Annotated in this window: 22 protein-coding genes; 8 read left to right on the top strand and 14 right to left on the bottom strand. The window is 55.5% G+C overall.

The window, feature by feature from the left end; genetic code table 11:
• Nucleotides 1-20: 20 nt before the first annotated feature.
• Both ACRQ84_RS14710 and fpr read right to left on the bottom strand, forming a co-directional pair.
• A complete protein-coding gene (locus ACRQ84_RS14710; protein WP_064741494.1) occupies nucleotides 21-611 on the bottom strand; it encodes a YiiQ family protein in 591 nt (196 codons plus the stop codon).
• Nucleotides 612-717: 106 nt separating this feature from the next.
• The gene (gene fpr / locus ACRQ84_RS14705; protein WP_064741493.1) at nucleotides 718-1464 is read right to left on the bottom strand and encodes a ferredoxin--NADP(+) reductase; all 747 of its coding nucleotides are present in this window, start codon (nucleotides 1462-1464) and stop codon (nucleotides 718-720) included.
• A gap of 283 nt (nucleotides 1465-1747) precedes the next feature.
• Between fpr and emrD the strand changes: the two genes are divergently transcribed.
• Complete coding sequence (gene emrD / locus ACRQ84_RS14700) at nucleotides 1748-2944, top strand: multidrug efflux MFS transporter EmrD (RefSeq protein WP_483816442.1); 1197 nt, start codon at nucleotides 1748-1750, stop codon at nucleotides 2942-2944.
• On the opposite strand, the gene glpX is transcribed toward emrD, so the two are convergent.
• The 3 genes from glpX to ACRQ84_RS14685 all read right to left on the bottom strand — a co-directional run bounded on the left by glpX (nucleotide 2934) and on the right by ACRQ84_RS14685 (nucleotide 6427).
• Nucleotides 2934-3944, bottom strand: a complete 1011-nt coding sequence (glpX, locus tag ACRQ84_RS14695) for a class II fructose-bisphosphatase (protein WP_483816441.1) — start codon at nucleotides 3942-3944, stop codon at nucleotides 2934-2936. The genes emrD and glpX overlap by 11 nt on opposite strands.
• Before the next feature lie 95 nt (nucleotides 3945-4039).
• Complete coding sequence (gene glpK, locus ACRQ84_RS14690) at nucleotides 4040-5548, bottom strand: glycerol kinase GlpK (protein ID WP_064741490.1); 1509 nt, start codon at nucleotides 5546-5548, stop codon at nucleotides 4040-4042.
• Nucleotides 5549-5578: 30 nt separating this feature from the next.
• On the bottom strand, nucleotides 5579-6427 hold the full coding sequence (locus ACRQ84_RS14685; RefSeq protein ID WP_064741489.1) for an MIP/aquaporin family protein: 849 nt from the start codon (nucleotides 6425-6427) through the stop codon (nucleotides 5579-5581).
• 420 nt (nucleotides 6428-6847) lie between these two features.
• Between ACRQ84_RS14685 and zapB the strand changes: the two genes are divergently transcribed.
• Nucleotides 6848-7087, top strand: a complete 240-nt coding sequence (zapB, locus tag ACRQ84_RS14680) for a cell division protein ZapB (RefSeq protein ID WP_007885384.1) — start codon at nucleotides 6848-6850, stop codon at nucleotides 7085-7087.
• A 50-nt stretch (nucleotides 7088-7137) separates the two neighbouring features.
• Here zapB and rraA read toward each other — a convergent pair whose 3' ends face one another.
• The 6 genes from rraA to priA form a co-directional block, all read right to left on the bottom strand.
• Nucleotides 7138-7623: a ribonuclease E activity regulator RraA gene (gene rraA, locus ACRQ84_RS14675; RefSeq protein ID WP_061720294.1), complete on the bottom strand. Its 486-nt coding sequence runs from the start codon at nucleotides 7621-7623 to the stop codon at nucleotides 7138-7140.
• 154 nt (nucleotides 7624-7777) lie between these two features.
• Nucleotides 7778-9115, bottom strand: coding sequence for an ATP-dependent protease ATPase subunit HslU (gene hslU, locus ACRQ84_RS14670; protein ID WP_064741488.1), 1338 nt, complete (start codon nucleotides 9113-9115; stop codon nucleotides 7778-7780).
• Nucleotides 9116-9126: 11 nt separating this feature from the next.
• Nucleotides 9127-9657 carry an ATP-dependent protease subunit HslV gene (gene hslV, locus ACRQ84_RS14665; RefSeq protein WP_007885391.1) on the bottom strand — a complete coding sequence of 177 codons (531 nt, stop codon included), beginning with the start codon at nucleotides 9655-9657 and terminating at the stop codon, nucleotides 9127-9129.
• A 105-nt stretch (nucleotides 9658-9762) separates the two neighbouring features.
• Nucleotides 9763-10671, bottom strand: a complete 909-nt coding sequence (ftsN, locus tag ACRQ84_RS14660; RefSeq protein ID WP_483816440.1) for a cell division protein FtsN — start codon at nucleotides 10669-10671, stop codon at nucleotides 9763-9765.
• Nucleotides 10672-10824: 153 nt separating this feature from the next.
• Complete coding sequence (cytR, locus tag ACRQ84_RS14655) at nucleotides 10825-11829, bottom strand: DNA-binding transcriptional regulator CytR (RefSeq protein ID WP_483817931.1); 1005 nt, start codon at nucleotides 11827-11829, stop codon at nucleotides 10825-10827.
• A gap of 199 nt (nucleotides 11830-12028) precedes the next feature.
• Complete coding sequence (gene priA / locus ACRQ84_RS14650) at nucleotides 12029-14227, bottom strand: primosomal protein N' (protein WP_483816439.1); 2199 nt, start codon at nucleotides 14225-14227, stop codon at nucleotides 12029-12031.
• A gap of 225 nt (nucleotides 14228-14452) precedes the next feature.
• On the opposite strand from priA, the gene rpmE reads away from it, so the two are divergent.
• Entirely contained in the window at nucleotides 14453-14668 is a 216-nt protein-coding gene (rpmE, locus tag ACRQ84_RS14645) for a 50S ribosomal protein L31 (protein ID WP_064741485.1), read from the top strand.
• Between the two features lie 77 nt (nucleotides 14669-14745).
• Here the strand turns inward: rpmE and metJ are convergent, their stop codons facing one another.
• Nucleotides 14746-15063, bottom strand: a complete 318-nt coding sequence (metJ, locus tag ACRQ84_RS14640) for a met regulon transcriptional regulator MetJ (RefSeq protein ID WP_007885403.1) — start codon at nucleotides 15061-15063, stop codon at nucleotides 14746-14748.
• Between the two features lie 275 nt (nucleotides 15064-15338).
• Here metJ and metB point away from each other — a divergent pair, with 275 nt between their 5' ends.
• The 3 genes from metB (at nucleotide 15339) to metF (ending at nucleotide 20047) form a co-directional block, all read left to right on the top strand.
• Entirely contained in the window at nucleotides 15339-16499 is a 1161-nt protein-coding gene (gene metB / locus ACRQ84_RS14635) for a cystathionine gamma-synthase (RefSeq protein ID WP_483816438.1), read from the top strand.
• Between the two features lie 2 nt (nucleotides 16500-16501).
• Entirely contained in the window at nucleotides 16502-18934 is a 2433-nt protein-coding gene (locus ACRQ84_RS14630; RefSeq protein WP_483816437.1) for a bifunctional aspartate kinase/homoserine dehydrogenase II, read from the top strand.
• 216 nt (nucleotides 18935-19150) lie between these two features.
• A complete protein-coding gene (gene metF / locus ACRQ84_RS14625; RefSeq protein ID WP_483816436.1) occupies nucleotides 19151-20047 on the top strand; it encodes a methylenetetrahydrofolate reductase in 897 nt (298 codons plus the stop codon).
• Between the two features lie 75 nt (nucleotides 20048-20122).
• On the opposite strand, the gene ppc is transcribed toward metF, so the two are convergent.
• Complete coding sequence (gene ppc, locus ACRQ84_RS14620) at nucleotides 20123-22774, bottom strand: phosphoenolpyruvate carboxylase (protein ID WP_483816435.1); 2652 nt, start codon at nucleotides 22772-22774, stop codon at nucleotides 20123-20125.
• A gap of 253 nt (nucleotides 22775-23027) precedes the next feature.
• Entirely contained in the window at nucleotides 23028-24176 is a 1149-nt protein-coding gene (gene argE / locus ACRQ84_RS14615) for an acetylornithine deacetylase (protein WP_007885409.1), read from the bottom strand.
• Between the two features lie 169 nt (nucleotides 24177-24345).
• Between argE and argC the strand changes: the two genes are divergently transcribed.
• Both argC and argB read left to right on the top strand, forming a co-directional pair.
• Nucleotides 24346-25350 carry an N-acetyl-gamma-glutamyl-phosphate reductase gene (gene argC / locus ACRQ84_RS14610; RefSeq protein ID WP_064741479.1) on the top strand — a complete coding sequence of 335 codons (1005 nt, stop codon included), beginning with the start codon at nucleotides 24346-24348 and terminating at the stop codon, nucleotides 25348-25350.
• A gap of 15 nt (nucleotides 25351-25365) precedes the next feature.
• Nucleotides 25366-26139: an acetylglutamate kinase gene (gene argB / locus ACRQ84_RS14605; protein ID WP_064741478.1), complete on the top strand. Its 774-nt coding sequence runs from the start codon at nucleotides 25366-25368 to the stop codon at nucleotides 26137-26139.
• Nucleotides 26140-26145: the final 6 nt, after the last annotated feature.

The following is a 26145-nucleotide window of genomic DNA, read 5'->3' as shown; positions in this document are numbered from 1 at the left end:
CGTCATTTTTGCCGGTGCGATCAGGGCGTAGCGAGCGCCAGTTTTATCGGCTCAACGGCGAAGGTCAAACCCTTATCACCGTTGTCCGCCACCACGAAACGCAATGCACCTTCGGTGCGGGCAAAATAGCGCGCGCCTTTCCCGGCGCTCAACAACGAATCAAGCTTTTTACGCCCCTCTTCGGGCGACAAGCCTGGGATGAAGAAGCGCAGCAGGGCGGTCATATAATCCATGGCGCGTGCCTGAGCGGCTTTCAGATCGGGGCCGGGAACCGGCAACCAGGTGATCTGCAGCGTTTTGATTTTGCCGGTACCTTGCTCCAGCGCGGTGGAAGCATACAAGGTTTCACTGATTTTGCTGGCGGCACGCGTCAGATTGCTTTTATCGCCGCGATTATCGATGGCGCGATATTCCTGCAGCTGTTGATCGGGATTAACCGCGTTGTACTTCTCACGGAACTGAGCAACGGTCATATCAAACGTTGGCGCACCCGCAAGCAGATAAGGCGCAGCAGGCAGATGATCGCTACGATCCAGTGCAGGCGCATCATCCGCCCAGGCGGGAAATGTCAGTGCGAGGCCAAGCAGCAGCGCGACTGGCAGGTTGTTCATTGCTTCGGCCCTAAATCATTCACTTAGCCCACGATTAGAACGGTTTTTACCGGGCAAAGTCAAAACCCGCACTGGGAAAAATCTCAGATTCTTCGCCCCGCGCCCATTACCAGTAATGCTCGCTGGTCATATGGCCGGGTTTACGTTTGAAATGCTTGCGCATCTCTCGCGTATCTTTCAACAGTTGCTGAGTATCGCGCACCATCTGCGGGTTACCACACAGCATCACATGGCTGGTTTCTGCCGTCAGCGGCAAGCCGACTGCGCGTTCCAGTTCACCACTTTCAATCAGCTGCGGGACGCGACCGTGCAGTGAACCGGCAATCTCTTCGCGACTCACCACCGTTTGAATATGTAACTTGCCCTGATAGCGCTGCTGCAAGGCCTGCATCAAGGGCAGAAAACTCAGGTCATCGGCAAAACGCGCGGCGTGCACCAACACAATATTGTCGAAACGATCCAGATCGTCCCCCTGTTGCAGAATCGATAAATAGGGACCGATTGCCGTGCCGGTCGCCAGCATCCACAGCGTTTGGCAGTCTGGAATTTCGTCGAGCACAAAGAAACCCGCCGCCTCTTTGGTGATCATCACCTGCTCGCCGGGCTGCAGCGCCTGCAAGCGTGGGCTCAGTTTGCCTTCCGGTACGGTGACCAGATAAAACTCCAGCAACGGATCCTGCGGCGCGTTGACGTAGGAATAGGCACGTTGCACGCGCTCGCCGTCAATCTCCAGTGCCAACTTGGCAAACTGACCCGCCGTAAAGGCATCGATAGGCGCTTCAACGCGCAGGCTGAACAGTGCATCGGTCCAGTTCTTTACTTCTTTAACTTCAGCATTGATCCACTCTGCCATGTTGGCTCCTTAATCTTGATTGTGTAGGTACATCATCGCTATCGGCCTAACGGATTTCCAGTCCATGCTCGGGCAAAGGGCTCTCAGCGACAAACCCAGCGCACAGATCAGCAACTGTAGCGGACGGTTTACAATCTGGACTCTCAGCTTGACGGCTTAAGACATACCGCTTTGCCTGCGCCTCTCGATTTGTCACTGAATCCTGATATTTTTGCCGCCATAAATCCGAGGCGGCCTTTTTTGTGCTGCTTATTCTTTGTTTCTCAGGCAGACATTTTGTTCCATGTTGATAAGTAAAACGCAAAATCGCTTTCTGTTATTCATGCTGATCGTGCTGGTGGCGGTTGGGCAGATGGCGCAAACCATCTATGTGCCAGCGATGGCCAACATGGCCGAAACGCTCAATGTGCGCAGTGGGGCGATCCAGCAGGTGATGGGCGCCTATCTGATGACCTACGGCGGATCGCAGTTGATCTACGGCCCACTCTCGGACAGTTTTGGCCGACGTCCGGTGATCCTGATTGGCATGACGATCTTTGCCGTCGGCGCGTTGATCGCCATGTTCGCGCCCTCGCTCGATATTCTGGTACTCGGCAGCGCGGTGCAAGGTTTAGGCACCGGCGTAGCGGGCGTGATGGCGCGTACCATGCCGCGCGATCTCTACTCCGGCATCGCCCTGCGCCAGGCGAACAGCCTGCTTAATATGGGCATTCTGGTGAGCCCGCTGCTGGCACCGGTGATTGGTGCGCTGCTAACGCATCTGTTTGGCTGGCACGCCTGTTTTGCCTTCCTGCTGCTGCTGTGCGTCGGCGTTACCGCATCGATGGCACGCTGGTTGCCGGAAACCCGTCCTGCCGACACGCCTGCTACACCGTTCCTGAAGCGTTATGCCACGTTACTGAGTGACGGCAATTTCGTGCGCTACCTGCTGCTGCTGATTGGCGCACTGGCGGGCATCGCAGTGTTTGAAGCCAGCTGCGGCGTGCTGATGGGCGGCGTGTTGGGGCTGGATGGATTGACCGTCAGCATTCTGTTCATCCTGCCGATTCCTGCGGCGTTCTTTGGTGCCTGGTTTGCCGGACGCGAACAGAAATCCTGGCACACGCTGATGTGGTACGGCGTGAACAGCTGCCTGTTGGCGGGCTTGTTGATGTGGGTTCCCGCCTGGTTTGGCGTAATGAATATCTGGACGCTGCTGGTGCCGGCTGCGCTGTTCTTTTTTGGCGCGGGCATGCTGTTTCCACTGGCAACGTCGGGCGCGATGGAGCCGTATGCGTGGCTGGCGGGCAGCGCCGGTGCACTCATCGGCGGTTTGCAGAACCTGGGCTCTGGCGTGGTGGCGTGGCTTTCTGCGATGTTGCCACAGCACGACCAATCCAGCCTGGGCATGCTGATGTTTGTGACGTCGCTGGTGATGCTGCTGTGCTGGTGGCCGCTCTCACGTCATCCGGAGAGCGGCAATCAGGCGATTACAGGATAAATTGATGTAGCGCCGCGTCTTTGCGATCCAGATAATGGATCGATTGGATGCGGCGAATGGTGCGCGATTTGCCGCGCACCAGTAGCGTTTCGCTGGTGGCAATGTTGCCATTACGCGTGATGCCTTTTAGCAAATCGCCGGTGGTGATGCCGGTAGCGGCGAAGATCACGTTATCGTTGCGCGCCATCTGATCCAGCTTCAGTACCTGACCGGCCTCAATACCCATCTCAGCGCAGCGCTGCAGCTCATTCTCACCCAGGCGACGATTCTCTTCGCTATCGCCTTTCACCACGTGACGCGCCAGCAAGCGCGCCTGCATGTCGCCATCCATCGCACGGATCACCGCCGCCGACACCACACCTTCCGGTGCGCCGCCGATGCCGTACATCACATCGACTTCGCTATCCGGCATACAGGTTAGAATCGAGGCCGCGACGTCGCCATCCGGGAAGGAGAACACGCGCACGCCAAGCTGCTGCAGCTGGGCTATCACCGCATCGTGGCGTGGCTTGGCCAAAATCGACACCGTTAACTGGCTAAGCGGTTTGCCTAATGCCAGCGCGATGTTTTTCAGATTGATATCAAGCGGCAGATTGAGGTCGATGGCGCCGCGCGCGCCTGGCCCGACAATCAGCTTTTCCATGTACATATCAGGTGCGTGCAGGAAACTGCCCTTATCGCCCACCGCCAGCACCGCCAGCGCATTGGCCTGGCCCATCGCCGTCATGCGCGTGCCTTCAATCGGATCAACGGCGATATCCACCGCGTCGCCGCGACCGGTACCGACTTTTTCACCGATATACAGCATCGGCGCTTCGTCGATTTCGCCTTCGCCAATCACAATCTGGCCGTCGATATCGATAGTGTTGAGCATAATGCGCATGGCGTGAACGGCTGCGCCGTCGGCCGCATTTTTATCGCCGCGTCCTAACCAGTGATAGCCCGCCAGAGCGGCGGCTTCGGTCACGCGGGAAAATTCAATCGCGAGTTCTCGTTTCATGGTTGCACCTGACAAAAAACAGGCAGGCAGTTTAACACAGCGGGGAAGCGTGACGGGGGAAAACCCGCGGCAGGGTGCCGCGGGTCAGCAGGATTTTACTCTTCGTCTTCCCACGCTTTGGCGCGAGCGACGGCTTTCTTCCAGCCTGCGTAACGCACGTTACGTTCGGTGGTTTCGATGCTTGGGCGGAACTCACGCTCAATCACCGCTTTAGCACGGACTTCTTCCAGGTCGCCCCAGAAGCCGACGGCTAAGCCAGCCAGGTACGCTGCACCCAACGCGGTGACTTCACGCACTTCCGGACGCTCAACGCGGGTGCCGAGAATGTCTGACTGGAACTGCATCAGGAAGTTGTTGGCTACCGCACCGCCATCAACACGCAGCGATTGCAGACGCGTGCCCGCATCGTTTTGCATCGCTTCCAGTACGTCACGCGTCTGGTAAGCAATCGATTCCAGCGTGGCACGGATGATGTGGTTAGCGTTAGCACCGCGCGTCAGACCGAAAATCGCGCCGCGTGCATACGGGTCCCAGTAAGGTGCACCCAAGCCGGTGAAGGCAGGCACCATGTAGACGCCATTGCTGTCTTTCACTTTCAACGCAAAGTATTCAGAGTCAGTGGAATCACTGATCAGTTTCATCTCATCGCGCAGCCACTGAATCGACGCACCACCGATAAACACCGCACCTTCCAGCGCATAGTTCACTTCGCCGCGCGGACCGCAAGCGATGGTGGTCAGCAGGCCGTGCGTTGAGGTCACGGCTTCGGTGCCGGTGTTCATCAGCATAAAGCAGCCGGTGCCGTAAGTGTTTTTCGCCATACCCGGTTGTACGCACAGCTGGCCATACAGCGCCGCCTGCTGGTCACCGGCAATACCCGCGATTGGAATACGCGTACCGCCTTTACCACCAATGTTGGTCTGGCCGTACACTTCAGAAGAGCCTTTCACTTCTGGCAGCATTTCACGCGGGATATCGAGGATCTCCAGCATGCGCTCATCCCACTCCAGCTTGTGGATGTTGTACATCATGGTACGTGAGGCGTTGGTGTGATCGGTGACGTGTACACGTCCCTGCGTCATTTTCCAAATCAGCCAGGTATCAACGGTACCGAACAGCAGTTCGCCGCGTTTTGCACGCTCACGCGCGCCTTCAACGTGGTCGAGAATCCACTTCACTTTGGTGCCGGAGAAGTACGGGTTAATCACCAAACCGGTGGTGTGCTGGATATACTCTTCCAGGCCCTCTTTCTTCAGCTTGTTACAGTAATCTGCGGTGCGCGGATCCTGCCAGACGATGGCGTTGTAGATTGGCTTGCCGCTCTCTTTATCCCACACGATGGCGGTTTCACGCTGGTTGGTGATACCAATCGCCGCGATTTGATCCGAGTTAATGTCGGCGTGGGCCAGCACTTCAACCAGTGTTGAGCTTTGTGACGCCCAGATATCCATTGGGTCATGTTCAACCCAACCCGCTTTCGGGTAGATCTGAGTAAATTCGCGCTGAGAAACCGCAACGATGTTGGCATCATGATCAAGCACCACGGCGCGTGAGCTGGTTGTGCCCTGATCGAGTGCAACAATATATTTTTTATCAGTAGTCATTGTGCTTTCCTGATGTGGTATCGATGAAACTTACGCTTTACGCTGCTGAGCGCGCGCAACCGGTTTTTCTGCTGTGCTGGCTTCCGCGATGTTTACTGGCAGATGACGGCCAATCAGTGAGCGGTAGCCAAAGGCTCCGAGGCAAGCACCGACCAGCGGGCCAAAAATCGGAACCAGGAAATAAGGAATATCTTTGCCACCGGTGAAGGCGACGTTGCCCCAGCCAGCGAAGAAGGCGAACAGTTTTGGACCGAAGTCACGCGCCGGGTTAAGTGCGAAGCCGGTGAGTGGGCCCATTGCACCACCGATAATGGCAACTAACAGACCGATCAACAACGGTGCCAGTGGACCACGTGGTACGCCGTTGCCATCATCGGTCAGCGCCATGATAACGCCCATCAATACGGCGGTAATCACCATCTCTACCAGGAACGCCTGACCAACACTGATGTGCGGGTTCGGATAGGTAGAGAAGATACCGGCCAGATCAAGGCTTTCGACGCTACCGCGTACCATCTGGTGGCTGGTTTCAAAATCCACGAACAAATTGTAGTAAAGACCGTAAACCAACGCGGCAGCGCAGAACGCGCCGGCAACCTGCGCCAGGATATACGGGACGACTTTACGACCTTCAAAGTTAGCGAACAGGCACAGCGCGATAGTGACGGCAGGGTTAAGATGCCCGCCAGAAACGCCCGCGCTAAGATAGACGGCCATGGATACGGCTAAACCCCAGATAATACAAATTTCCCACTGACCGAACGCAGCACCGGCCAATTTCAGTGCGGCAACGCAGCCTGCACCAAAAAAGATGATCAAACCGGTGCCGATAAATTCGGCGATGCACTGACCTGTTAGTGTGTTAGTTGTTTGACTCATAATGGCATTCCTGAAGCGAGGTTAAATTTTATCAGTTTTTGTTCTCATCCATGAGTCGCCCAGCTTTTAATGTAGGGTTGATGTGAATTTATCGTTAACGAGCATAAACGAGAAATAGCGAAATTGAAAACTGTGTACTGCGTCATAAAAATGCGCGTTTTCGCGTCTTTTGCGTTTCTTTAAGGCCCATTAAGACGGCTTTGCGGGTTGATGGTGACGTGATCGCGCACACAGATGCGCGAAGATGCGCATTTTTTTAGGCATTGACTGAAAAGTGTTACAGACTACCCCCGCAAGCCTTGTGCCGCTGGACTTGCTGGGTTTGGCTACATACAATCGAGTCATCGTGGCTGAGCGCACCATCATAAGGCATGCATTAGCCCCATCAACGCCTTGCAAGATTTAGGAGAGGTCAGAAAGATGTCATTTGAAGTGTTCGAGAAACTGGAAGCGAAAGTACAGCAGGCGATTGATACCATCACTCTGCTGCAGATGGAAATTGAAGAGCTGAAAGAGCAAAACAATACGCTGAAAAACGAAGTCAGCCAGGCTTCAGGCAACCAGGATGCACTGGTGCGTGAAAATCAACATCTGAAAGAAGAGCAGCACGTCTGGCAGGATCGTCTGCGGGCACTGCTGGGAAAAATGGAAGAAGTTTAAGCGTCAATGCTTAAACCAACGGGTGCCGCGGCACCCGTTTTTGTTGCGACTTACTCGATGTCGAGTGCGTCTTCAGACAGGATGATGCCAGTATTATCGGCATACAGATGGTCGCCAGAGAAGAAGGTCACGCCGCCGAAGTTAACGCGCACATCACTTTCGCCAATGCCTTCACCTGCTGCACCCACCGGAATCGCCGCGATCGCCTGAATGCCGATTTCCAGCTCTTCAAGGTCGTCAACCTGACGTACCGAGCCGTAAACCACGATGCCTTCCCACTCATTTTGCGCCGCCAGACTCGCCAGCTGAGCATCGACCAGTGCGCGACGAACCGAACCGCCGCCGTCCACCAGCAATACGCGACCCCGACCGTTCTCTTCCAGCAAATCGTAGAGTAAGCCGTTATCTTCGAAACATTTCACTGTGGTGATTTGACCACCGAATGAGCTGCGCCCACCAAAGTTCGAAAAAAGCGGTTCAACAACATTCACAGCTTCGTGGTAGATGTCACAGAGTTCAGATGTATCGTATTTCATGAGGGTTTTCGTCTGTTTGCCACAGGAGCGCTAAGTATATCGCTATCTGGCGATTGTTGGCAAAATCATCAACCGCCAAAAAAAGCGTTGCATCAATATCCTGCGTAAAAAAAAGCCCGGCACAGTGGCCGGGCAGAGATTTCGCGGGTGAAGCTTACAGAATGAAGCGGCTGAGATCTTCGTCGGCCACCAGCTCATCCAGATGCTTACCAACGTACTCGGCATCGATGGTGATCGATTCACCGTTACGATCGCTGGCGTCATAGGAGATATCTTCCATCAGACGCTCCAGAACGGTATGCAGACGACGCGCACCGATGTTCTCAGTGGTTTCGTTCACCTGCCATGCGGCTTCGGCGATACGACGCACTGCATCTTCGGTGAAGTCGATGTTAACCCCTTCAGTGCCCATTAGCGCTTTGTACTGCACGGTAACCGAGGCGTTTGGCTCGGTCAGGATGCGCTCGAAGTCGTTGACGGTCAGCGCCTGCAGTTCAACGCGAATCGGCAGACGGCCCTGCAGTTCGGGAATCAGATCTGACGGACTGGCGACCTGGAACGCGCCGGAAGCGATAAACAGAATGTGGTCAGTTTTCACCATGCCGTGCTTGGTGGAAACGGTGCAACCTTCTACCAGCGGCAGCAGGTCGCGCTGTACGCCTTCACGCGAAACGTCTGGGCCGCCGGCATTCTGGCCGCCGCGCTTACAGATTTTGTCGATTTCGTCGATGAACACGATGCCGTGCTGCTCGACGGCATCGATGGCATCCTGCTTCAGCTCTTCCGGGTTCACCAGCTTGGCCGCTTCTTCTTCAATCAGCAGCTTCATGGCTTCTTTGATTTTCAGCTTACGCGGCTTCTGCTTCTGTCCACCGAGGTTCTGGAACATCGATTGCAGCTGGCTGGTCATCTCTTCCATGCCCGGAGGCGCCATGATTTCAACGCCGGCTGAAGAAGCAGCCAGATCGATCTCAATCTCTTTGTCGTCCAGCTGACCTTCGCGCAGTTTCTTGCGGAATGACTGACGCGCTGTTGATGGCTCAGCCGCTTGCTCAGCCTGGCCCCAGTTATTTTTTGCCGGTGGAATCAGCACATCGAGGATGCGCTCTTCCGCCATCTCTTCGGCACGGTATTTGTTCTTCTCGATCGCCTGGCTGCGCACCATCTTGATGGCAGAATCGGTCAGATCGCGAATGATGGAATCAACCTCTTTGCCGACGTAACCGACTTCGGTGAATTTGGTGGCTTCCACTTTGATGAACGGTGCGTTAGCCAGTTTAGCTAAGCGACGGGCGATTTCGGTTTTACCAACGCCGGTTGGACCAATCATCAGGATGTTTTTTGGCGTCACTTCATGGCGCAGCTCTTCGTCGAGCTGCATGCGGCGCCAGCGGTTACGCAGGGCGATCGCGACCGCCTTCTTTGCACCGTCCTGGCCGATAATAAAGCGGTTAAGCTCGCTGACAATCTCGCGTGGAGTCATCTCGGACATGATTTTTATCCTTACGCCTTAGACGGTAATGCTTCGATGTTAATATTGTGGTTGGTGTAGATACAGATATCGCCGGCGATGTTCAGCGCCTTTTCAACGATATCTTGCGCACCAATGTCCGTGTTTTCCAGCAACGCGCGTGCCGCTGCCTGGGCGTAAGGCCCACCAGAACCAATGGCAATCAGGTCATTTTCCGGCTGGATGACATCGCCGTTGCCGCTGATGATCAGCGAGGCGTTTTCGTCGGCGACCGCCAGCAGCGCTTCAAGGCGACGAAGCATGCGGTCGGTACGCCAATCTTTGGCCAGCTCGACCGCCGCTTTCACCAGGTGGCCCTGGTGCATCTCCAGCTTGCGCTCAAACAGTTCAAACAGGGTGAAGGCATCTGCGGTACCGCCAGCAAAACCGGCGATCACTTTATCATTGTAAAGACGACGGACTTTTTTAACATTGCCTTTCATTACGGTATTGCCGAGCGTAGCCTGGCCATCACCGCCAATCACTACCTGGCCGTTGCGTCGTACACTTACTATTGTTGTCACGGGCAGACCCCTTGTTGCAGTAGAAAAGGAACTCCGCGCACTCGGCGCGGAGTATCATGCAACCAGATATGGGGCAGGATTGGGGAGTTTCAACCCCTAAAGAATTTAAGGTAAAGCGAGGGGAATACAACTTCCGTGACCGGAACTGTGTAAGCGTTTGACCGTGCTGTCCGCGCTACTGCGATCTTTAAATGGCCCGATCACCACGCGATTCCAGCCACCGCCGGTGGTAATACGGCTCTCAAATCCTTCAAATGCCAACCCGGCGCGCACTGACTCCGCCTGATCGGTGCCTTTGAACGAACCACACTGCACCATCCAGCGCTGCGAAGAGGCTTTCTCTTCCGCTTTCGCCTTGGCGGTTTCCTGCGGTTTAGTCTGCTGCGTTGGCTCGCGCGTGATTGGTGCAGCTTGCTGTTGCTGCTGACGGGCGGCCTGTTGTTGCTGCAACTGTTGCTGGCGCTGCTGCTGCTGCTGCTGTAGCTGCTGCTGACGTTGCAACTGCTGCTGTTGTTGTTGTACCTGCTGCTGCTGTTGTTGCACCTGCTGACGCTGCAGCGTTTGCTGGCGCTGCGCCGGGGTTTGTTCGTTCCACGGCACTTCATTCAGCTGCGTAGGCTGCTGGCGCATATCGGCCTGCATCTGTTCCAGCAGCTGGCGCTGTTCATCGGTCAGCTGAGTTTGTGACTGCACGCCACCGGCTGAAGGCTCAGTCGGCGAAGGAACGGTAATTTGGCGATTTTCCAACTCTTTGATGTACTTCCAGCGCTCTTCGGGCTTCGGCGGCAGGCCGTTACCGTTGGCTTTATGATTTGGAATGACCTCAATCTCTTCTTTCTTATGATGCGAGATGAACCATAAACCACCGGCAAAGGTGACCAGCACGGCCACGGCCAGTACCATCATGAGCTTTGAAGTGCCTGATCCGCCTTTGCTTTTCTTACTGCGGCTGGCGGGTTTTTTGCGACGCGTCCCTGTTGAACGCCCGCGGCCTACATAATCTTTCTGTGCCACTTTCGTTCTAATACCCTTCAAAAAAATATGCCAATGGGCATGTAAATGTGCTGTTAATTGCCCGGCAATGAATGCGCCATGTTACGCAAGGGCTGGAACTTTGACCAGCACAGTCTGCCTTCAGAATGCGCTGAAAATGCAGGCTTCTATACGTTATTTTTCGCGTTTTGCTGCGGGTGCCGTACTGCCGCGCACGCGCAGCTCTGCATCCAGCAGGCGCGAACCGTTATTCACGCGTTTGCCCTGCAATTCATCAAGCAGTAGCAGCATAGCTTCACGGCCAATGGCGAAGCGCGGCTGGGCCACGGTGGTTAGCGGCGGATCGTAGTATTGCGCCAGTTCGATATCATCAAAGCCCACCACTGAGAGATCCTGCGGAATACGCATGCCGAGTTTGCGCGCCTGGTTCATTGCGCCCAGCGCCATCAGATCGCTATGGCAGAAAATCGCTTTCGGCGGCTGCGGCAAACTCATCAATTGTTTCAGTGCATTAGCACCCGCTTCAAAGGTGAAGTCACCGTGCACAATCATGGTCGGATCGATAGCGATACTGCTGCGGCGCAGCGCTTGGATGTAGCCCTGCAGTCGATACTGACTTAGCGGAATGTGTTCTGGCCCGGTAATGCAGGCGATTTGGCGGTGGCCGAGTTGCAGCAGGTGATTCACCGCTTCAAAGGCTGCCGTCAGGTTATCGATATGGACCGTAGGCAGCGCCATTTCCGGCGCAAATTCGTTACCCATCACCATGGGCGGCAGGTTGCGCTGGTCTTCAATGCCAGCGTCAAACGGCAGTTGTGAACCTAACAGCACCATGCCGTCTATTTGTCGCGTCAGCATTAAATTCAGGAAGGTTTTTTCCTGTTTATTCTGATGGGCGCAATCGCCAATCAGCACCAGATAACCTTCGTGTGCGGCGGTGACTTCCACGCCGCGAATGATCTCACTGAAGAAGGGATCGCAGATGTCCGGCACAATCACCAGAATGGTTTGCGTTTCTCCGCGTTTAGCATTGCGCGCCAAACCGTGCGGCGCATAGCCCACGGCAATTACGGCTTTTTCAACTTTGAGCCGGGTAGCGGCTGAGACTTTTTCTGGATTCATCAACGCACGTGAAACCGTGGCGGTGGAAACGCCTGCTTTCTCGGCCACATCTTTCATGGTGGCGGCGGTGGAAGGTTGCTTCTGGTCCAACGTATAACTCCTGACGCGGTACAGCGCATTGATTTTCAGACATTACCGGGCTTCAACCGGGTCGGCACTATTGTTAACCCAAGGTCGTGCCGGGTTGTTACTTAATTTGCATAAAAATTGTGACTTGTGCGACTTTTTTCGATCTGGCTCGCAGATGTGGCGCGGCTTAACTCTCGGTGGGGTCGATATCCAGCGTCCATTTCACTTTGCGCGCGGCGGGCAACGTGGCGATGAGCGGCAGCGATCCGCTCAGCAACTGTTGCAAACGTTTTCGTGAAGGATGTTGCAACAGCAGCTGCCAGCGCCAGCGGCCGCTGCGCTTCGGAGCCAATGCCGGAACCGGCCCCATCAGCCACATCGCGTCATCTTTTAACGGGCTGGCTTCCAGCAAATTACGCAGTTGAGTGAGGAATTCTGCTGCCTGTTGATTATCCATATCCTCGGCGCGGAACAGCGCGTGGCTGGTCCACGGTGGCAGTTGCACCGACTGGCGCTCCAGCAGCGTTTGATCGGCAAAAGCGAAATAGCCGCGGTGCAGCAAAGTTTGCAGCAGCGGATGGTCTGGATGATGGGTTTGCAGCAACACTTCGCCCTGTTTACCGGCGCGACCCGCACGGCCTGCAACCTGGGTATACAGCTGTGCGAAACGCTCAGCGGCGCGGAAATCGGCCGAGAACAGCGCGCCATCAACATCCAGCAGCGACACCAGCGTGACATCCGGGAAGTGATGGCCCTTCGCCAGCATTTGCGTGCCTACCAGAATGCGCGCACCGCCGCGATGTACATCGGCCAGATGTTGCTCCAGCGCACCTTTGCGGCTGGTGGTGTCGCGATCGATACGTGATACCGGCACGCCGGGGAACAGCGTGCCAAGCTGCTGTTCCAGCTGTTCGGTGCCCACACCAACCGGCATCAAATGCGTTGAACCACAGCCCGGGCATTGATTCGGCAGCGGACGCTGGCTGTCACAATGGTGGCAGCGCAGCTGGCGATGGTTCTGATGCAGCGTGTAATAGCTATCGCAGCGCTGACATTCCGCCAGCCAGCCGCAATCATGGCACATCAGCGCCGGCGAGAAGCCGCGACGGTTAAGGAACAGCAATACCTGATTATCGGCTTGCAGATGCTGGCGCATTTTGCCGAGCAGCGCTGGCGCTAATCCGCCTTTCAGCTGCTGGCCTTTAAGATCGATCAGCTGCTGTAGCGCTGGTTTGGCATTGCCCGCGCGTTTGGTGAGATTAAGCTGGCGATATTTGCCCACGCGCACGTTGTGCAGGGTTTCCAACGCGGGCGTGGCCGAACCCATCACAATCGGAATGTCTTCTTCATGAGCGCGGAACACCGCCAGATCGCGCGCCTGATAGCGCCAGCCTTCCTGCTGTTTGTACGAGCTATCGTGCTCTTCATCAATGATGATCACGCCGGGACGCGCCAGCGGCGTGAACAATGCTGAACGTGTACCGATAACAATCGCGGTTTCACCACTGCGCGCGCGCAGCCAGACGGCAAGGCGTTCGCTATCATTCAGTGCCGAGTGCAGCACATCAATCGGCGCATCAAAGCGCTCGCGGAAGCGGGCGATGGTTTGTGGCGTCAGTCCAATTTCCGGCACCAGCACCAGCGCCTGCTTGCCGCGTGCCAGCACGTTCTCTAACACGCTGAGATACACCTCAGTTTTACCAGAACCGGTAATACCGGCGAGCAACCATGGCGCATAGTGATCGTCTTCACTACGCATCGCGCCCACCGCCATCGCCTGATCGGTATTCAGGCGCAGGCGTTCACCTTTTACGGCAAAGCTGGTGCGCCAGTCGTGCATCTGCGGCGTATGTTCACGCAACTCGCACAAGCCTTTTGCCCGCAACGCTTGTAGCGCGGCATCGGTAAAATCGTGTTCGCTGACCTGATGGCGATACAGTGGTCGCTGACGCAGCATCGCCAGCGCTTGCTGCTGTTTCGGCGCGCGCTTCAGGCTCTCCATCGCCACTTCGCGGCCAGCATCATTAATGACCCATTGCCACAGCGGCGCTTCCTGCGCGGGTTTACCCTGACGTAGCAGCACCGGCAGCGCATGGCTGAGCACTTCACCCAGCGGCGAATGATAGTAGTGCGCGGCCCAGTGCAAAATGCGCCATAGCGCGGGCGAGAACAGACTGTGATTGTCGAGCACGCTGTCTATCTGCTTGAGCTGCGTCAGCGGGAGATCGCTGGTCTCACGCGTGCCGACCACAATACCGATCATTTTGCGATTGCCGAACGGCACATTCACGCGTGCGCCCGCCACCGGCTGCGGCGCATCGGTCGGCAGCAAGTAATCAAACAGGCGAGGTAGCGGAACGGGCAGGGCAACCTGAACAACGGGCATGGGAATCTCTATCCGGCTCGAAGAAATAAGGAGAAGTAGTGTACACGTTGCTACCTTGAGCGGGTATCTACAGCAGTGATTTGCTAAAAGTGGTTAATTTCTGTATACTATGCCGCCTTCGATGAGATCGCTCGTCGGAGCATACACTTAATGTTCAACCGCGTGTGGTGCTGTGCAGGCTGAGCCTGGCACGGAGAGCGACACGGCCTTTTATGAGGTTCTCCCATGAAACAAGGTATTCACCCTAAGTACGAAGCAGTAACCATGACTTGCTCTTGCGGTAACGTGATCAACACCCGTTCAACCATGGCTTCTGGTCTGAACCTGGACGTGTGCGGCAAATGCCACCCGTTCTACACTGGTAAGCAGCGTGTAGCTGACACCGGTGGCCGTGTAGATCGCTTCAACAAGCGTTTCAGCGTGCCAGCAACCAAGAAATAAGATTATTTGCCGTCGAATCCTCGCGATTCGGATGCAAGAAAAAACCCAGCTTCGGCTGGGTTTTTTTATTTCTGGCTTCAGTATTCCCAGCTATCGGGATCGATGCCCATCTCACGCATAATCTGTTTCGCTTCTTCCGGAATCTCATCGCTGCGTTCTTTACGCAGATCAACATCGTTCGGCAGAGGCTGCCCGGTGAAAGCATGCAAAAAGGCTTCACACAGCAGTTCGCTGTTGGTGGCGTGACGCAGGTTATTCACCTGACGGCGGGTACGCTCGTCTGTTAAAATCTTCAGCACTTTCAGCGGGATAGAAACTGTGATTTTCTTGACCTGCTCGCTCTTCTTACCATGTTCAGCGTAAGGGCTGATATATTCGCCGTTCCATTCAGCCATGGGTTACCTTAATCAATAAAAGTTGAATATGGGGAAATCCGTTGATTATGCCCGATTTTTCGATGCCTGACCCCTTAAACTGCAGGTTTTATGCTTGAGCACCGCTTCTGCCAAGGAAAGCGCGCTGAACACCAGGCGATGACGGACAATTTTAGCGGTTATTAATGATTTGCTCAATCTATACGCAAAGACATTTAGATGTCCAGATGTATTGACGTCTATGTGCTGAATGTTATGCTGTTGCTCTTCTTTATTCTTCAGGAACAGTAAGCACCATGACGCGCAAACAGGCAACCATCGCAGTACGCAGCGGTTTGAATGATGACGAGCAATATGGCTGCGTTGTCCCACCGATTCATCTCTCCAGCACCTATAACTTTCTCGACTTCAATGAGCCGCGTGCGCATGACTATTCGCGACGTGGTAATCCAACGCGTGATGTGGTTCAGCGCGCGCTAGCGGAGTTAGAAGGTGGTGCAGGCGCGGTATTAACGAATACCGGCATGTCAGCGATTCATCTGGTGACAACCGTGTTCCTGAAGCCAGGCGATTTGCTCGTAGCACCCCACGATTGCTACGGCGGCAGCTATCGTCTGTTCGATAGCCTGAGCAAACGCGGCGCGTATCGCGTGAAGTTTGTTGATCAGGGTGATAAAGCGGCGCTGGCCGCGGCGTTAGCCGAGAAGCCAAAACTGGTGCTGGTTGAGAGCCCAAGCAATCCGCTGCTGCGTGTGGTTGATATTGCCAGCATTTGCGCCGCGGCGCGCGACGCCGGCGCGATTAGCGTGGTGGACAACACATTCCTCAGCCCGGCACTGCAAAACCCGCTGGCGCTGGGTGCCGATTTGGTGGTTCACTCCTGCACCAAATATCTGAACGGCCACTCTGATGTGGTGGCGGGCGCGGTGATTTCGAAAGATCCGGCGATGGCCACCGATCTGGCGTGGTGGGCGAATAATATTGGCGTAACCGGCGCAGCGTTTGATAGCTACCTGCTGCTGCGTGGTTTACGTACATTATCCCCGCGTATCGCCGCTGCACAACGCAACGCACTGGCGATAGTTGATTACCTGAAGCAACAACCGCTGGTGAAAAAACTGTATCATCCTTCTCTGCCGGAAAATGCCGGACATGAGTTTGCGGTACGTCAGCAGCGTGGCTTTGGTGCCATGTTGAGTTTCGAAATCGATGCCGATGAGGCTCGCCTGCGCCGCTTCCTGAAAGCGCTGCAGCTGTTCACGCTGGCCGAATCGCTCGGCGGCGTAGAGAGTTTGATTTCACATACCGCGACCATGACGCATGCGGGCATGTCTGCAGAAGCGCGCGCGGCAGCGGGAATTTCTGAAACACTGCTGCGTATTTCTGTTGGGATTGAAGATCACGAAGATTTAATTGCCGATCTGGATAATGCATTCCGGATCGCAGCCGAGGAGTAACCATGACGAGTTCAGTAGGCGCGGGAACGCCGATCAAGCAGTTGCATAAATTTGGTGGCAGTAGCCTGGCCGACGCACGTTGCTATCAACGCGTGGCCAGCATCATGGCGGATTACAGCCAGCCTGGCGACTTAATGGTGGTCTCTGCCGCAGGCAGCACGACTAACCAGTTGATCAGCTGGCTGAAATTGAGCCAGAGCGATCGCTTATCTGCCCATCAGGTGCAACAGGCTTTACGCCGTTTTCACAGCGAGTTAATTGCTGCGCTGTTGCCTGCTGAATATGCCGAAACCCTGACGTCTTCCTTTATACGCGATCTGGAAAGACTGGCCGCGCTGCTTGATGGCACCATCACCGATGCGGTGTATGCCGAAGTGGTGGGACACGGTGAAATCTGGTCAGCGCGCTTGATGGCCGCCGTGTTGAGCCAGCGGGAAATTGAAGCAGCCTGGCTGGATGCGCGTGACTTCCTGCGCGCTGAACGCGCCGCGCAGCCACAGGTTGATGAAGGTAAATCCTGGCCGCTGCTGCAGGCGCTGTTGGCGCAGCATCCGCATAAACGCCTGGTGGTAACCGGATTTATCAGCCGTAGCGAAGCCGGTGAAACGGTATTGCTGGGTCGTAACGGTTCAGACTACTCCGCTACACAGATTGGTGCGCTGGCGGGTGTGGGTCGCGTGACTATCTGGAGCGATGTGGCGGGCGTCTACAGCGCCGATCCACGTAAAGTCTCTGATGCGTGCCTGCTGCCGCTGCTGCGTCTGGATGAAGCCAGCGAACTGGCGCGTCTGGCGGCACCGGTGCTGCACACCCGCACCTTGCAGCCGGTATCCAATAGCGATATCGATTTACAGCTGCGTTGCAGCTATCAACCGGAGCAGGGCTCGACGCGCATCGAGCGCGTGCTGGCCTCCGGCACCGGTGCGCGTATCGTCACCAGCCATGATGATGTGTGTCTGATAGAGATTGAGATTCCCGCTAATCACGATTTCAAAACGCAGCAGAAAGAGATCGATTTGCTGCTGAAGCGCGCGCAGCTGCGTCCGCTGGCAATCGGTGTTCATCCCGATCGTCGTCTGCTGCAGCTGTGTTATACCTCGGAAGTGGTGAATAGCGCCTTCAATCTGCTGCAGGACGCCGCACTGCCGGGCCATCTGCAATTGCGCGACGGCTTAGCGCTAGTGGCGCTGGTGGGTGCGGGCGTGACGCGTAATCCGCTGCACAGCCATCGCTTCTGGCAGCAGATCAAAGATCAGCCGGTGGAGTTTGTCTGGCAGTCTGAAGATCACATCAGCATCGTGGCGGTACTGCGCGTTGGCCCGACGCAGCATCTGATTCAGGGACTGCATCAGTCGCTGTTTCGCGCCGAGAAACGTATTGGCCTGATGCTGTTCGGTAAAGGTAACATCGGTTCACGCTGGCTGGAGTTGTTTGCTCGCGAGCAGGAATCACTGTCAGCACGCACGGGATTTGAGTATGTGCTGGCGGGCGTCGCAGACAGCAACCGCAGTTTGTTGAGCTACGACGGTCTGGAAGCCAGCCGCGCGTTGGCGTTCTTTGATGATGAAGCGGTCGAGCGTGATGAAGAGTCGCTGTTCCTGTGGATGCGTGCGCACCCGTTCGATGATTTAGTGGTGCTGGACGTCACCGCCAGCGAGCAGCTGGCGCAGCAGTATCACGACTTCGCCAGTCACGGCTTCCACGTCATCAGCGCCAACAAGGTTGCCGGTGCGTCAAGCGGCCAGAGCTGGCGTCAGGTGCGTGATGCTTTCGCCAAAACCGGTCGTCATTGGTTGTACAACGCCACCGTGGGCGCCGGTTTACCAGTCAATCATACGGTGCGCGATTTGCGTGAAAGCGGCGATAGCATTTTATCAATCAGCGGGATTTTCTCTGGCACGCTGTCCTGGCTGTTCCTGCAATTTGACGGCACGGTGCCGTTTAGCGAATTGGTCGATCAGGCGTGGCAACAAGGCTTGACCGAACCGGATCCGCGTGTTGATTTATCCGGACAGGATGTGATGCGCAAGCTGGTGATCCTGGCGCGTGAGGCGGGCTACGATATCGAGCCCGATCAGGTGCGGGTTGAATCGTTGGTGCCATCCATTTGCGAAGGGGAGTCGATTGATCACTTCTTCGAAAACGCCGACGAGCTGAATGACCAGATGCTGCAGCGTCTGGAAGCGGCGCAGGAGATGGGTTTGGTACTGCGTTACGTGGCACGTTTTGATGCCAACGGCAAAGCACGCGTTGGTGTGGAGGCCGTGCGTCCAGAGCATCCATTGGCCGCGTTGCTGCCGTGCGATAACGTGTTTGCCATCGAAAGCCGCTGGTATCGCGATAATCCACTGGTGATTCGTGGACCGGGCGCGGGCCGTGACGTCACGGCTGGCGCGCTGCAATCGGATATCAACCGCCTCGCACAACTGCTGTAACCTGCCTGACTTTGCAGACGGCATCGTCCGTCTGCTTCTTTGACTTTCCCACGCATCATGAAAAGCGTTCATCTTGAATGAAGATTTGTCACGCCTGTTCATTAATTTTCTGTTGACGCTAGCGCGCTAATCGTTCATTTTGTGCATCTGGACGTCTAAACGTATGGATGTTCACGGTCCGCAAAATAACCGATATGTGATGACGAGGTAATCAGGATGAGTTTCTTTCACGCCAATCAACGCGAAGCGTTGAACCAGAGCCTGGCTGAGCTGAATGGGCAAATTAATGTCTCTTTCGAATTTTTCCCGCCACGTACCAGCGAAATGGAAGAAACTCTGTGGAGCTCAATTGATCGACTGAGCAGCCTGAAACCTAAATTCGTCTCCGTGACCTACGGCGCCAACTCGGGCGAGCGCGATCGTACGCACAGCATCATTAAAGGCATTAAAGATCGTACCGGTCTGGAAGCGGCACCTCATCTGACCTGCATCGATGCTACACGCGATGAGCTGCGGGGGATCGCACGTGATTACTGGGATAGCGGCATTCGTCATATCGTGGCACTGCGCGGGGATTTACCGCCGGGCAGCGGTAAACCGGAAATGTACGGTTCCGATCTGGTTGAACTGCTGAAAGACGTTGGCGATTTCGATATCTCTGTCGCGGCCTATCCCGAAGTGCATCCCGAAGCGAAAAGCGCGCAGGCTGATCTGATTAACCTGAAGCGTAAAATTGATGCCGGTGCTAACCGCGCGATCACGCAGTTCTTCTTCGACGTTGAAAGCTATCTGCGCTTTCGCGATCGCTGTGTTGCAACGGGTATTGATGTGGAAATCGTGCCGGGCATTTTGCCGGTTTCTAACTTCAAGCAGCTACAACGCTTCGCCACCATGACTAACGTGCGTGTGCCGGGCTGGATGAGCGCAATGTTTGAAGGTCTGGATAACGATCCGGAAACGCGCAAAATGGTCGGCGCGAGCGTCGCCATGGACATGGTGAAAATCCTGTCGCGCGAAGGCGTGAAGGATTTCCATTTCTATACGTTGAACCGCGCCGAGTTGAGTTACGCCATTTGCCACACGCTGGGCGTGCGTCCGGCAATTAATGTGTAATGTACCCGGTCGCCATAAATGGCGACCCTACAAAAAAGGAGCCAGAGGGCTCCTTTTTCACATTATGTCAGTAGATTAACCGGTATTACGCATACCTGCTGCAACACCTGCGATGGTCACCATCAGCGCTTGCTCAACGCGTGCATCCGGCTCATCACCACGCTCTTCCTGGGCACGCGAACGATGCAGCAGTTCAGCCTGCAACACGTTCAGCGGATCGGTATAGACGTTTCGCAGCGCGATAGATTCGGCAATCCACGGTTGGTCAGCCATCAGATGCGCATCGTTGGCGATGGTCAGCACCGCTTTGATATCTGCATCCAGTTGATCGCGTAACTGTTTGCCAAGCGGCCACAGTGATTTATCCACCAGACGCTGATCGTAGTACTCTGCCAGCCACAAATCGGCTTTCGAGAATACCATCTCCAGCATACCCAGGCGCGTTGAGAAGAACGGCCAGTCGCGGCACATGGTTTCCAGTTCATCCTGATGACCTTCATCCATCGCTTTTTGCAGCGCAGCACCGGCACCGAGCCAGGCTGGCAGCATGAGGCGGTTCTGCGTCCAGGCGAAAATCCACGGAATGGCACGCAACGATTCCACACCGCCGGTTGGGCGACGCTTAGCCGGACGTGAGCCCAGCGGCAGTTTGCCCAGCTCCTGTTCTGGCGTGGCCGAGCGGAAATAGGGCACGAAGTCCGGATTTTCACGCACATAACCGCGATACATCGCGCAAGAGTGCGCCGAAAGACCGTTCATGATCTCCTGCCATTCGCGTTTAGGTTCCGGCGGTGGCAGCAGGTTGGCTTCCAGGATGGCGCCAGTGTACAGCGACAGGCTGGCGATGGTGACTTCTGGCAGACCGTATTTGAAGCGAATCATCTCGCCCTGTTCGGTGACGCGCAGGCCACCTTTCAGGCTGCCCGGCGGTTGTGATAACAGCGCGGCATGGGCTGGCGCGCCGCCACGACCGATTGAGCCGCCGCGTCCGTGGAACAGCGTTAGCGTGATGCCCGCGCTCTCACACGTTTTGATTAGCGCGTCCTGCGCCTGATATTGCGCCCAGCTGGCCGCCATCACACCGGCATCTTTCGCCGAGTCAGAATAGCCAATCATCACCATCTGTTTGCCATTGATAAAGCCACGATACCAATCGATGCTCAGCAATTGGGTCATCACGTCGTTGGCGTTGTTCAGGTCATCAAGGGTTTCAAACAGCGGCGCCACCGGCATTGCGTAAGGAATACCGGCTTCTTTCAGCAGCAGATGTACCGCCAGCACGTCCGACGGCGTTTTTGCCATTGAGATCACGTAGGAGGCAATCGAACCCTGCGGCGCTTCGGCCACCACTTTGCAGGTATCGAGCACTTCGCGCGTCTCATCACCGGGTTCCCACTGATGCGGCAACAGCGGACGTTTAGAATTCAGTTCGCGAATCAGGAAGGCTTGTTTATCGGCTTCTGACCAGCTTTCGTAATCACCAAGGCCGAGATAGCGCGTCACTTCCGCAATTGCCTGAGTATGGCGGGTGCTCTCCTGGCGGATATCAATACGCACTAATGGCACGCCGAAACATTTCACGCGGCGCAGCGTATCCAGCAGCTGGCCATTGGCGATGATGCCCATGCCGCACTGTTGCAGAGATTGATAGATCGCAAACAACGGATCCCACAGCTGATCGTTAGAAACCAGCAGATCGGCTGGACGCGGCAGGCGCTCACCTTTAAGACGACGGCCCAGATAGGCTTGCGTGGTCATCAGTTGACTGCGGATACGCTTGAGCACCATACGATAAGGCTCCAGCGCTTCGGGATCGCCGCATAGCTCGCGCACTTCGTCGCTGCATTCGGACATCGACAGCTCAGAAACCAGCACGCCGATATCACGCAGGAACAGGTCTGCGGCTTTCCAGCGACTCAACTGCATCGCATGGCGGGTAATCGGCGCGGTGACGTTCGGGTTACCGTCACGGTCGCCGCCCATCCAGGACGTAAACTTAATCGGCACGAAATCGACCGGCAGCTTGATGCCAAAGCTCTCTTCGACTTGTTCGTTCAACTCACGCAGGAAAGCTGGTACGCCTTGCCACAGGCTGTTTTCCACCACGGCAAAGCCCCATTTGGCTTCATCGATTGGCGTTGGGCGATATTTGCGGATTTCGTCAGTATGCCAGGCTTGCGCCACCAGCTGACGCAGACGGCGCATTACCTGCGTACGCTCATAGTCAGAGATATCGCTGTGATCGAGCTGCTGCAAACAGCTATTCACTTCGCCCAGCATGTGAATCAGTGTGCGGCGGGTAATTTCGGTGGGGTGCGCAGTCAGCACCAGTTCCAGTGACAGCTCTTCAATCGATTGGCGGATAGCCGCTTCGCTGATATCACCTTGCTGTTTCAGACGCTCAAAGGTCTTTTTCAACAGTTCAGGATGGTTCGCGCCATCACCGCTACGGGAAATGGTTTGATACTGTTCAGCCACGTTGGTGAGATTAAGGAACTGGCTAAACGCACGTGCTACTGGCAGCAGCTCGTCATTCGACAGATTTTGCAGCGTGGTCAGCAGTTCCTGACGATGGGTGTCATTTCCCGCACGGGATGACTTAGAGAGTTTACGGATGGTCTCCACCTGGTCGAGGATGTTCTCTCCTAGTGCATCCTTAATCGTATCCCCGAGCAGTTTGCCGAGCATACTGACATTACTTCGCATTGCGGAATATTGTTCGTTCATTGGACCCTGACACCCTCATCATCTTTTTAAATATCCCCACGGGAATTATCCACGGGCATAACATCGTCTTTTATCTAGCCACGTATCTTCCTGCACGTCAATTGCCTTAAATCTGCGTAAATGTGCTGCTAAATGACGGAAATTCAAAGAATTTGCTTGCAGCGAAGCGAGATAAGTTATTCTTATTATCAAATCCCGAACAATGACGGGGCAATTTGCTGATTTAACAGTGAAATGCCCCATCTGTTGTTCATCAATGACAAAAATGCTGCACGACTTGGGTGATAAGCGCATGAGTCGGCTTGATAAATGCAGTATCAATAAACTCATCTGGCTGGTGGGCTTGATTGATCGATCCCGGGCCTAAAACCAGCGTTGGGCACAATTGCTGGATAAAAGGCGCTTCGGTGCAATAGTTCACCACTTCAGTTGGCACGCCCAGCAACTTCTCCACCACTTGCACCAGCTCATGATCGGCCGGGCATTCGTAGCCTGGAATCGGCGGATGCAGCTCGCCCACGGTTAAACGTCCTGGCCAGCGCGCGCTGACTGGCGCCAGCGCGTCATTCAGCAGACCATCTAAATCGCTCAGGGTTAAGCCCGGCAGCGGACGAATATCCATGTGCAGCTCACAGCAGGCGCAGATGCGGTTGGCCGCGTCGCCACCGTGAATATGGCCAAAGTTCATGGTTGGATACGGAATGGCAAAACCATCGTGGTTGTAACGTTCTTTCAGGGTGTTACGCAGCTGCATAAGCTGAGTGATGGATTCATGCATCAGCTCAATGGCGTTCACGCCGCGCGATGGGTCGCTGGAGTGGCCTGATTGTCCCTGAATACGAATCACATTCGACAGATGACCTTTATGAGCGCGCACCGGCTTGAGCGAGGTGGGCTCGCCGATGATGGCGCAATCTGGACGCAACTGGGTTGATTCAGAGAAATACTTCGCGCCCGCCATGGTGGTCTCTTCATCGGCAGTGGCGAGGATGTAGAGCGGCTTGCTAAGTTTGGTCACGTCAACGTCACGCAGCGCATCCAGAATAAAGGCGAAGAAGCCTTTCATATCGGCGGTGCCCAAGCCGTATAGCTTGTTGTCATGTTCTGTCAGCGTAAAGGGATCGCGCGTCCAGCGGCCATCATCGTAAGGCACGGTGTCGGTATGACCGGCGAGTAACAGACCGCCTGCGCCCAATCCACTGCGTGCCAGCATGTTGAATTTATGCCGCGTGCCAGGCACCGGCTGCACTTCTACACTGAAGCCAATATCGCGGAACCAGCCGGCCAGCAAATTGATTAAAGTTTCATTACTCTGATCCAGTGCGCTGTCGGTTGCGCTGATTGATGGCGTGGCAATCAACTGGCGGTAGAGTTCGATAAAAGGTGGTAATTTTGTCTTCACTGTTGACGGTCCTTGGGTTAGGATGTATCAATATTCATGCATTAATAGTGAATAAAAATACAATAACGTCGCTTGCATGTGAAGCATCAAATCTTCTGCAAACGGCATTCTGGGCAACGGGGCAAGGCCGCGACCCGATACGTGTGACTGTAATAAGGTATACAGCCTGATGTTGAATACGCTGATCGTTGGTGCCAGTGGTTACGCTGGCGTAGAGCTTGCCACCTACCTGAATCGCCATCCGCATATGAACATAACCGCTTTGGCGGTTTCAGCGCAAAGCCCGGATGCCGGAAAGTTATTGTCGGATTTGCATCCGCAGCTCAAAGGCATTGTTGATTTGCCGTTGCAGCCGTTGAGCGATGCCGCTGAATGGGCCGATAAAGTGGATGTGGTATTTCTCGCCACGGCCCACGAAGTCAGCCACGATCTGGCACCCGAATTCCTTAAAGCAGGTTGCGTGGTGTTTGATCTCTCCGGCGCGTTCCGCGTCAACGACGATGCTTTTTATACGCAATATTACGGTTTCAGCCATCAGCATCAGGATTGGCTGGACAAGGCGGTTTACGGCCTGGCTGAATGGCAGCACGACAAAATTAAAGACGCGGAACTGGTTGCGGTGCCGGGTTGCTACCCAACCGCAGCACAGCTGTCGCTGAAACCGCTGATCGCAGCGGGCCTGCTTAACGATGCACAGTGGCCGGTGATCAATGCCACCAGCGGCGTAAGCGGCGCAGGGCGTAAAGCCAATGTGGCGACCAGCTTCTGTGAAGTGAGCTTGCAGCCTTACGGCCTGTTTAATCACCGTCATCATCCGGAAATCGTGGCGCATCTCGGCACGCCAGTGATCTTCACGCCACATCTGGGCAGCTTCCCGCGCGGTATTTTGTCGACCACCACCTGCCGCCTGAAAGCGGGCGTGACGCAGCAGGATGTCGCCGATGCCTTCCATCACGCTTACCACGACAAGCCGCTGGTGCGCGTGTATGACAAAGGCGTTCCGGCGCTGAAAGCGGTGGTTGGTTTGCCGTTCTGCGACATCGGCTTCGCCATGCAAGGTGAACACCTGATTGTGGTCGCTGCCGAAGATAACTTGCTGAAAGGTGCCTCATCGCAGGCGGTTCAGTGTTTGAACATTCGTTTCGGCTTCCCCGAAACGCTGTCTCTGATTTAACCAACGGATAACGCAATGAATCCATTAATCATTAAACTGGGTGGCGTGCTGCTGGATAGCGAAGAAGCGCTGGCCCGTCTGTTTGATGCCCTGCTGGCGTATCGCAATGAACATCAGCGTCCGCTGATCATTGTGCACGGCGGCGGTTGCGTGGTGGACGAGCTGATGAAGAAGCTCGCGCTGCCGGTGAAAAAGAAGAACGGTTTGCGCGTGACGCCAGCCGATCAGATTGACATTATTACCGGTGCGTTAGCCGGTACCGCCAACAAAACGCTGCTGGCGTGGGCGAAGAAATATGGCATCGGCGCAGTGGGTTTGTGCCTGGGCGATGCCGGTTTGGTCAATGTGGCGCAGTTCGATGAAGAGCTGGGACACGTTGGCAACGCCACGCCAGGTAATCCGGCGTTGGTGAATACGTTGCTGGCCGCGGGCTACATGCCGGTCATCAGCTCAATTGGCATCACCGACGGCGGCGCGTTGATGAACGTCAATGCCGACCAGGCTGCGACCGCGCTGGCCGCGACCCTCGGTGCCGATTTAGTGCTGTTGTCTGACGTCAGCGGTATTCTCGACGGCAAAGGTCAGCGCATCGAAGAGATGACCGCCGCGAAAGCGGAACAGCTGATCGCCCAGGGCATTATTACCGATGGCATGATCGTGAAAGTGAATGCGGCGCTTGATGCGGCACGTACGCTCGGTCGCCCGGTGGATATCGCCAGCTGGCGTCATGCTGAACAACTGCCAACCCTTTTCAACGGCGTGTCGATTGGCACCCGGATTCTCGCATAATCAAGG

The organism is Pantoea sp. E2023-21 (genome assembly GCF_051302795.1).
GTDB lineage: Bacteria > Pseudomonadota > Gammaproteobacteria > Enterobacterales > Enterobacteriaceae > Pantoea > Pantoea ludwigii_A.
This window is presented reverse-complemented; position numbering and strand designations above follow the sequence as displayed.

Bases quoted from the DNA above. Each gene is read 5' to 3' on its own strand.
- zapB (WP_007885384.1), top strand. From the start codon at position 6,848: ATGTCATTTGAAGTGTTCGAGAAACTGGAAGCGAAAGTACAGCAGGCG.
- ppc (WP_483816435.1), bottom strand. From the start codon at position 22,774: ATGAACGAACAATATTCCGCAATGCGAAGTAATGTCAGTATGCTCGGC.
- emrD (WP_483816442.1), top strand. From the start codon at position 1,748: ATGTTGATAAGTAAAACGCAAAATCGCTTTCTGTTATTCATGCTGATC.
- rpmE (WP_064741485.1), top strand. From the start codon at position 14,453: ATGAAACAAGGTATTCACCCTAAGTACGAAGCAGTAACCATGACTTGC.
- ACRQ84_RS14630 (WP_483816437.1), top strand. From the start codon at position 16,502: ATGACGAGTTCAGTAGGCGCGGGAACGCCGATCAAGCAGTTGCATAAA.
- priA (WP_483816439.1), bottom strand. From the start codon at position 14,227: ATGCCCGTTGTTCAGGTTGCCCTGCCCGTTCCGCTACCTCGCCTGTTT.
- cytR (WP_483817931.1), bottom strand. From the start codon at position 11,829: ATGAAAGATGTGGCCGAGAAAGCAGGCGTTTCCACCGCCACGGTTTCA.
- fpr (WP_064741493.1), bottom strand. From the start codon at position 1,464: ATGGCAGAGTGGATCAATGCTGAAGTTAAAGAAGTAAAGAACTGGACC.
- glpX (WP_483816441.1), bottom strand. From the start codon at position 3,944: ATGAAACGAGAACTCGCGATTGAATTTTCCCGCGTGACCGAAGCCGCC.
- rraA (WP_061720294.1), bottom strand. From the start codon at position 7,623: ATGAAATACGATACATCTGAACTCTGTGACATCTACCACGAAGCTGTG.
- ACRQ84_RS14710 (WP_064741494.1), bottom strand. From the start codon at position 611: ATGAACAACCTGCCAGTCGCGCTGCTGCTTGGCCTCGCACTGACATTT.
- metJ (WP_007885403.1), bottom strand. From the start codon at position 15,063: ATGGCTGAATGGAACGGCGAATATATCAGCCCTTACGCTGAACATGGT.
- glpK (WP_064741490.1), bottom strand. From the start codon at position 5,548: ATGACTACTGATAAAAAATATATTGTTGCACTCGATCAGGGCACAACC.
- ACRQ84_RS14685 (WP_064741489.1), bottom strand. From the start codon at position 6,427: ATGAGTCAAACAACTAACACACTAACAGGTCAGTGCATCGCCGAATTT.
- metB (WP_483816438.1), top strand. From the start codon at position 15,339: ATGACGCGCAAACAGGCAACCATCGCAGTACGCAGCGGTTTGAATGAT.
- hslU (WP_064741488.1), bottom strand. From the start codon at position 9,115: ATGTCCGAGATGACTCCACGCGAGATTGTCAGCGAGCTTAACCGCTTT.
- metF (WP_483816436.1), top strand. From the start codon at position 19,151: ATGAGTTTCTTTCACGCCAATCAACGCGAAGCGTTGAACCAGAGCCTG.
- argB (WP_064741478.1), top strand. From the start codon at position 25,366: ATGAATCCATTAATCATTAAACTGGGTGGCGTGCTGCTGGATAGCGAA.
- argC (WP_064741479.1), top strand. From the start codon at position 24,346: ATGTTGAATACGCTGATCGTTGGTGCCAGTGGTTACGCTGGCGTAGAG.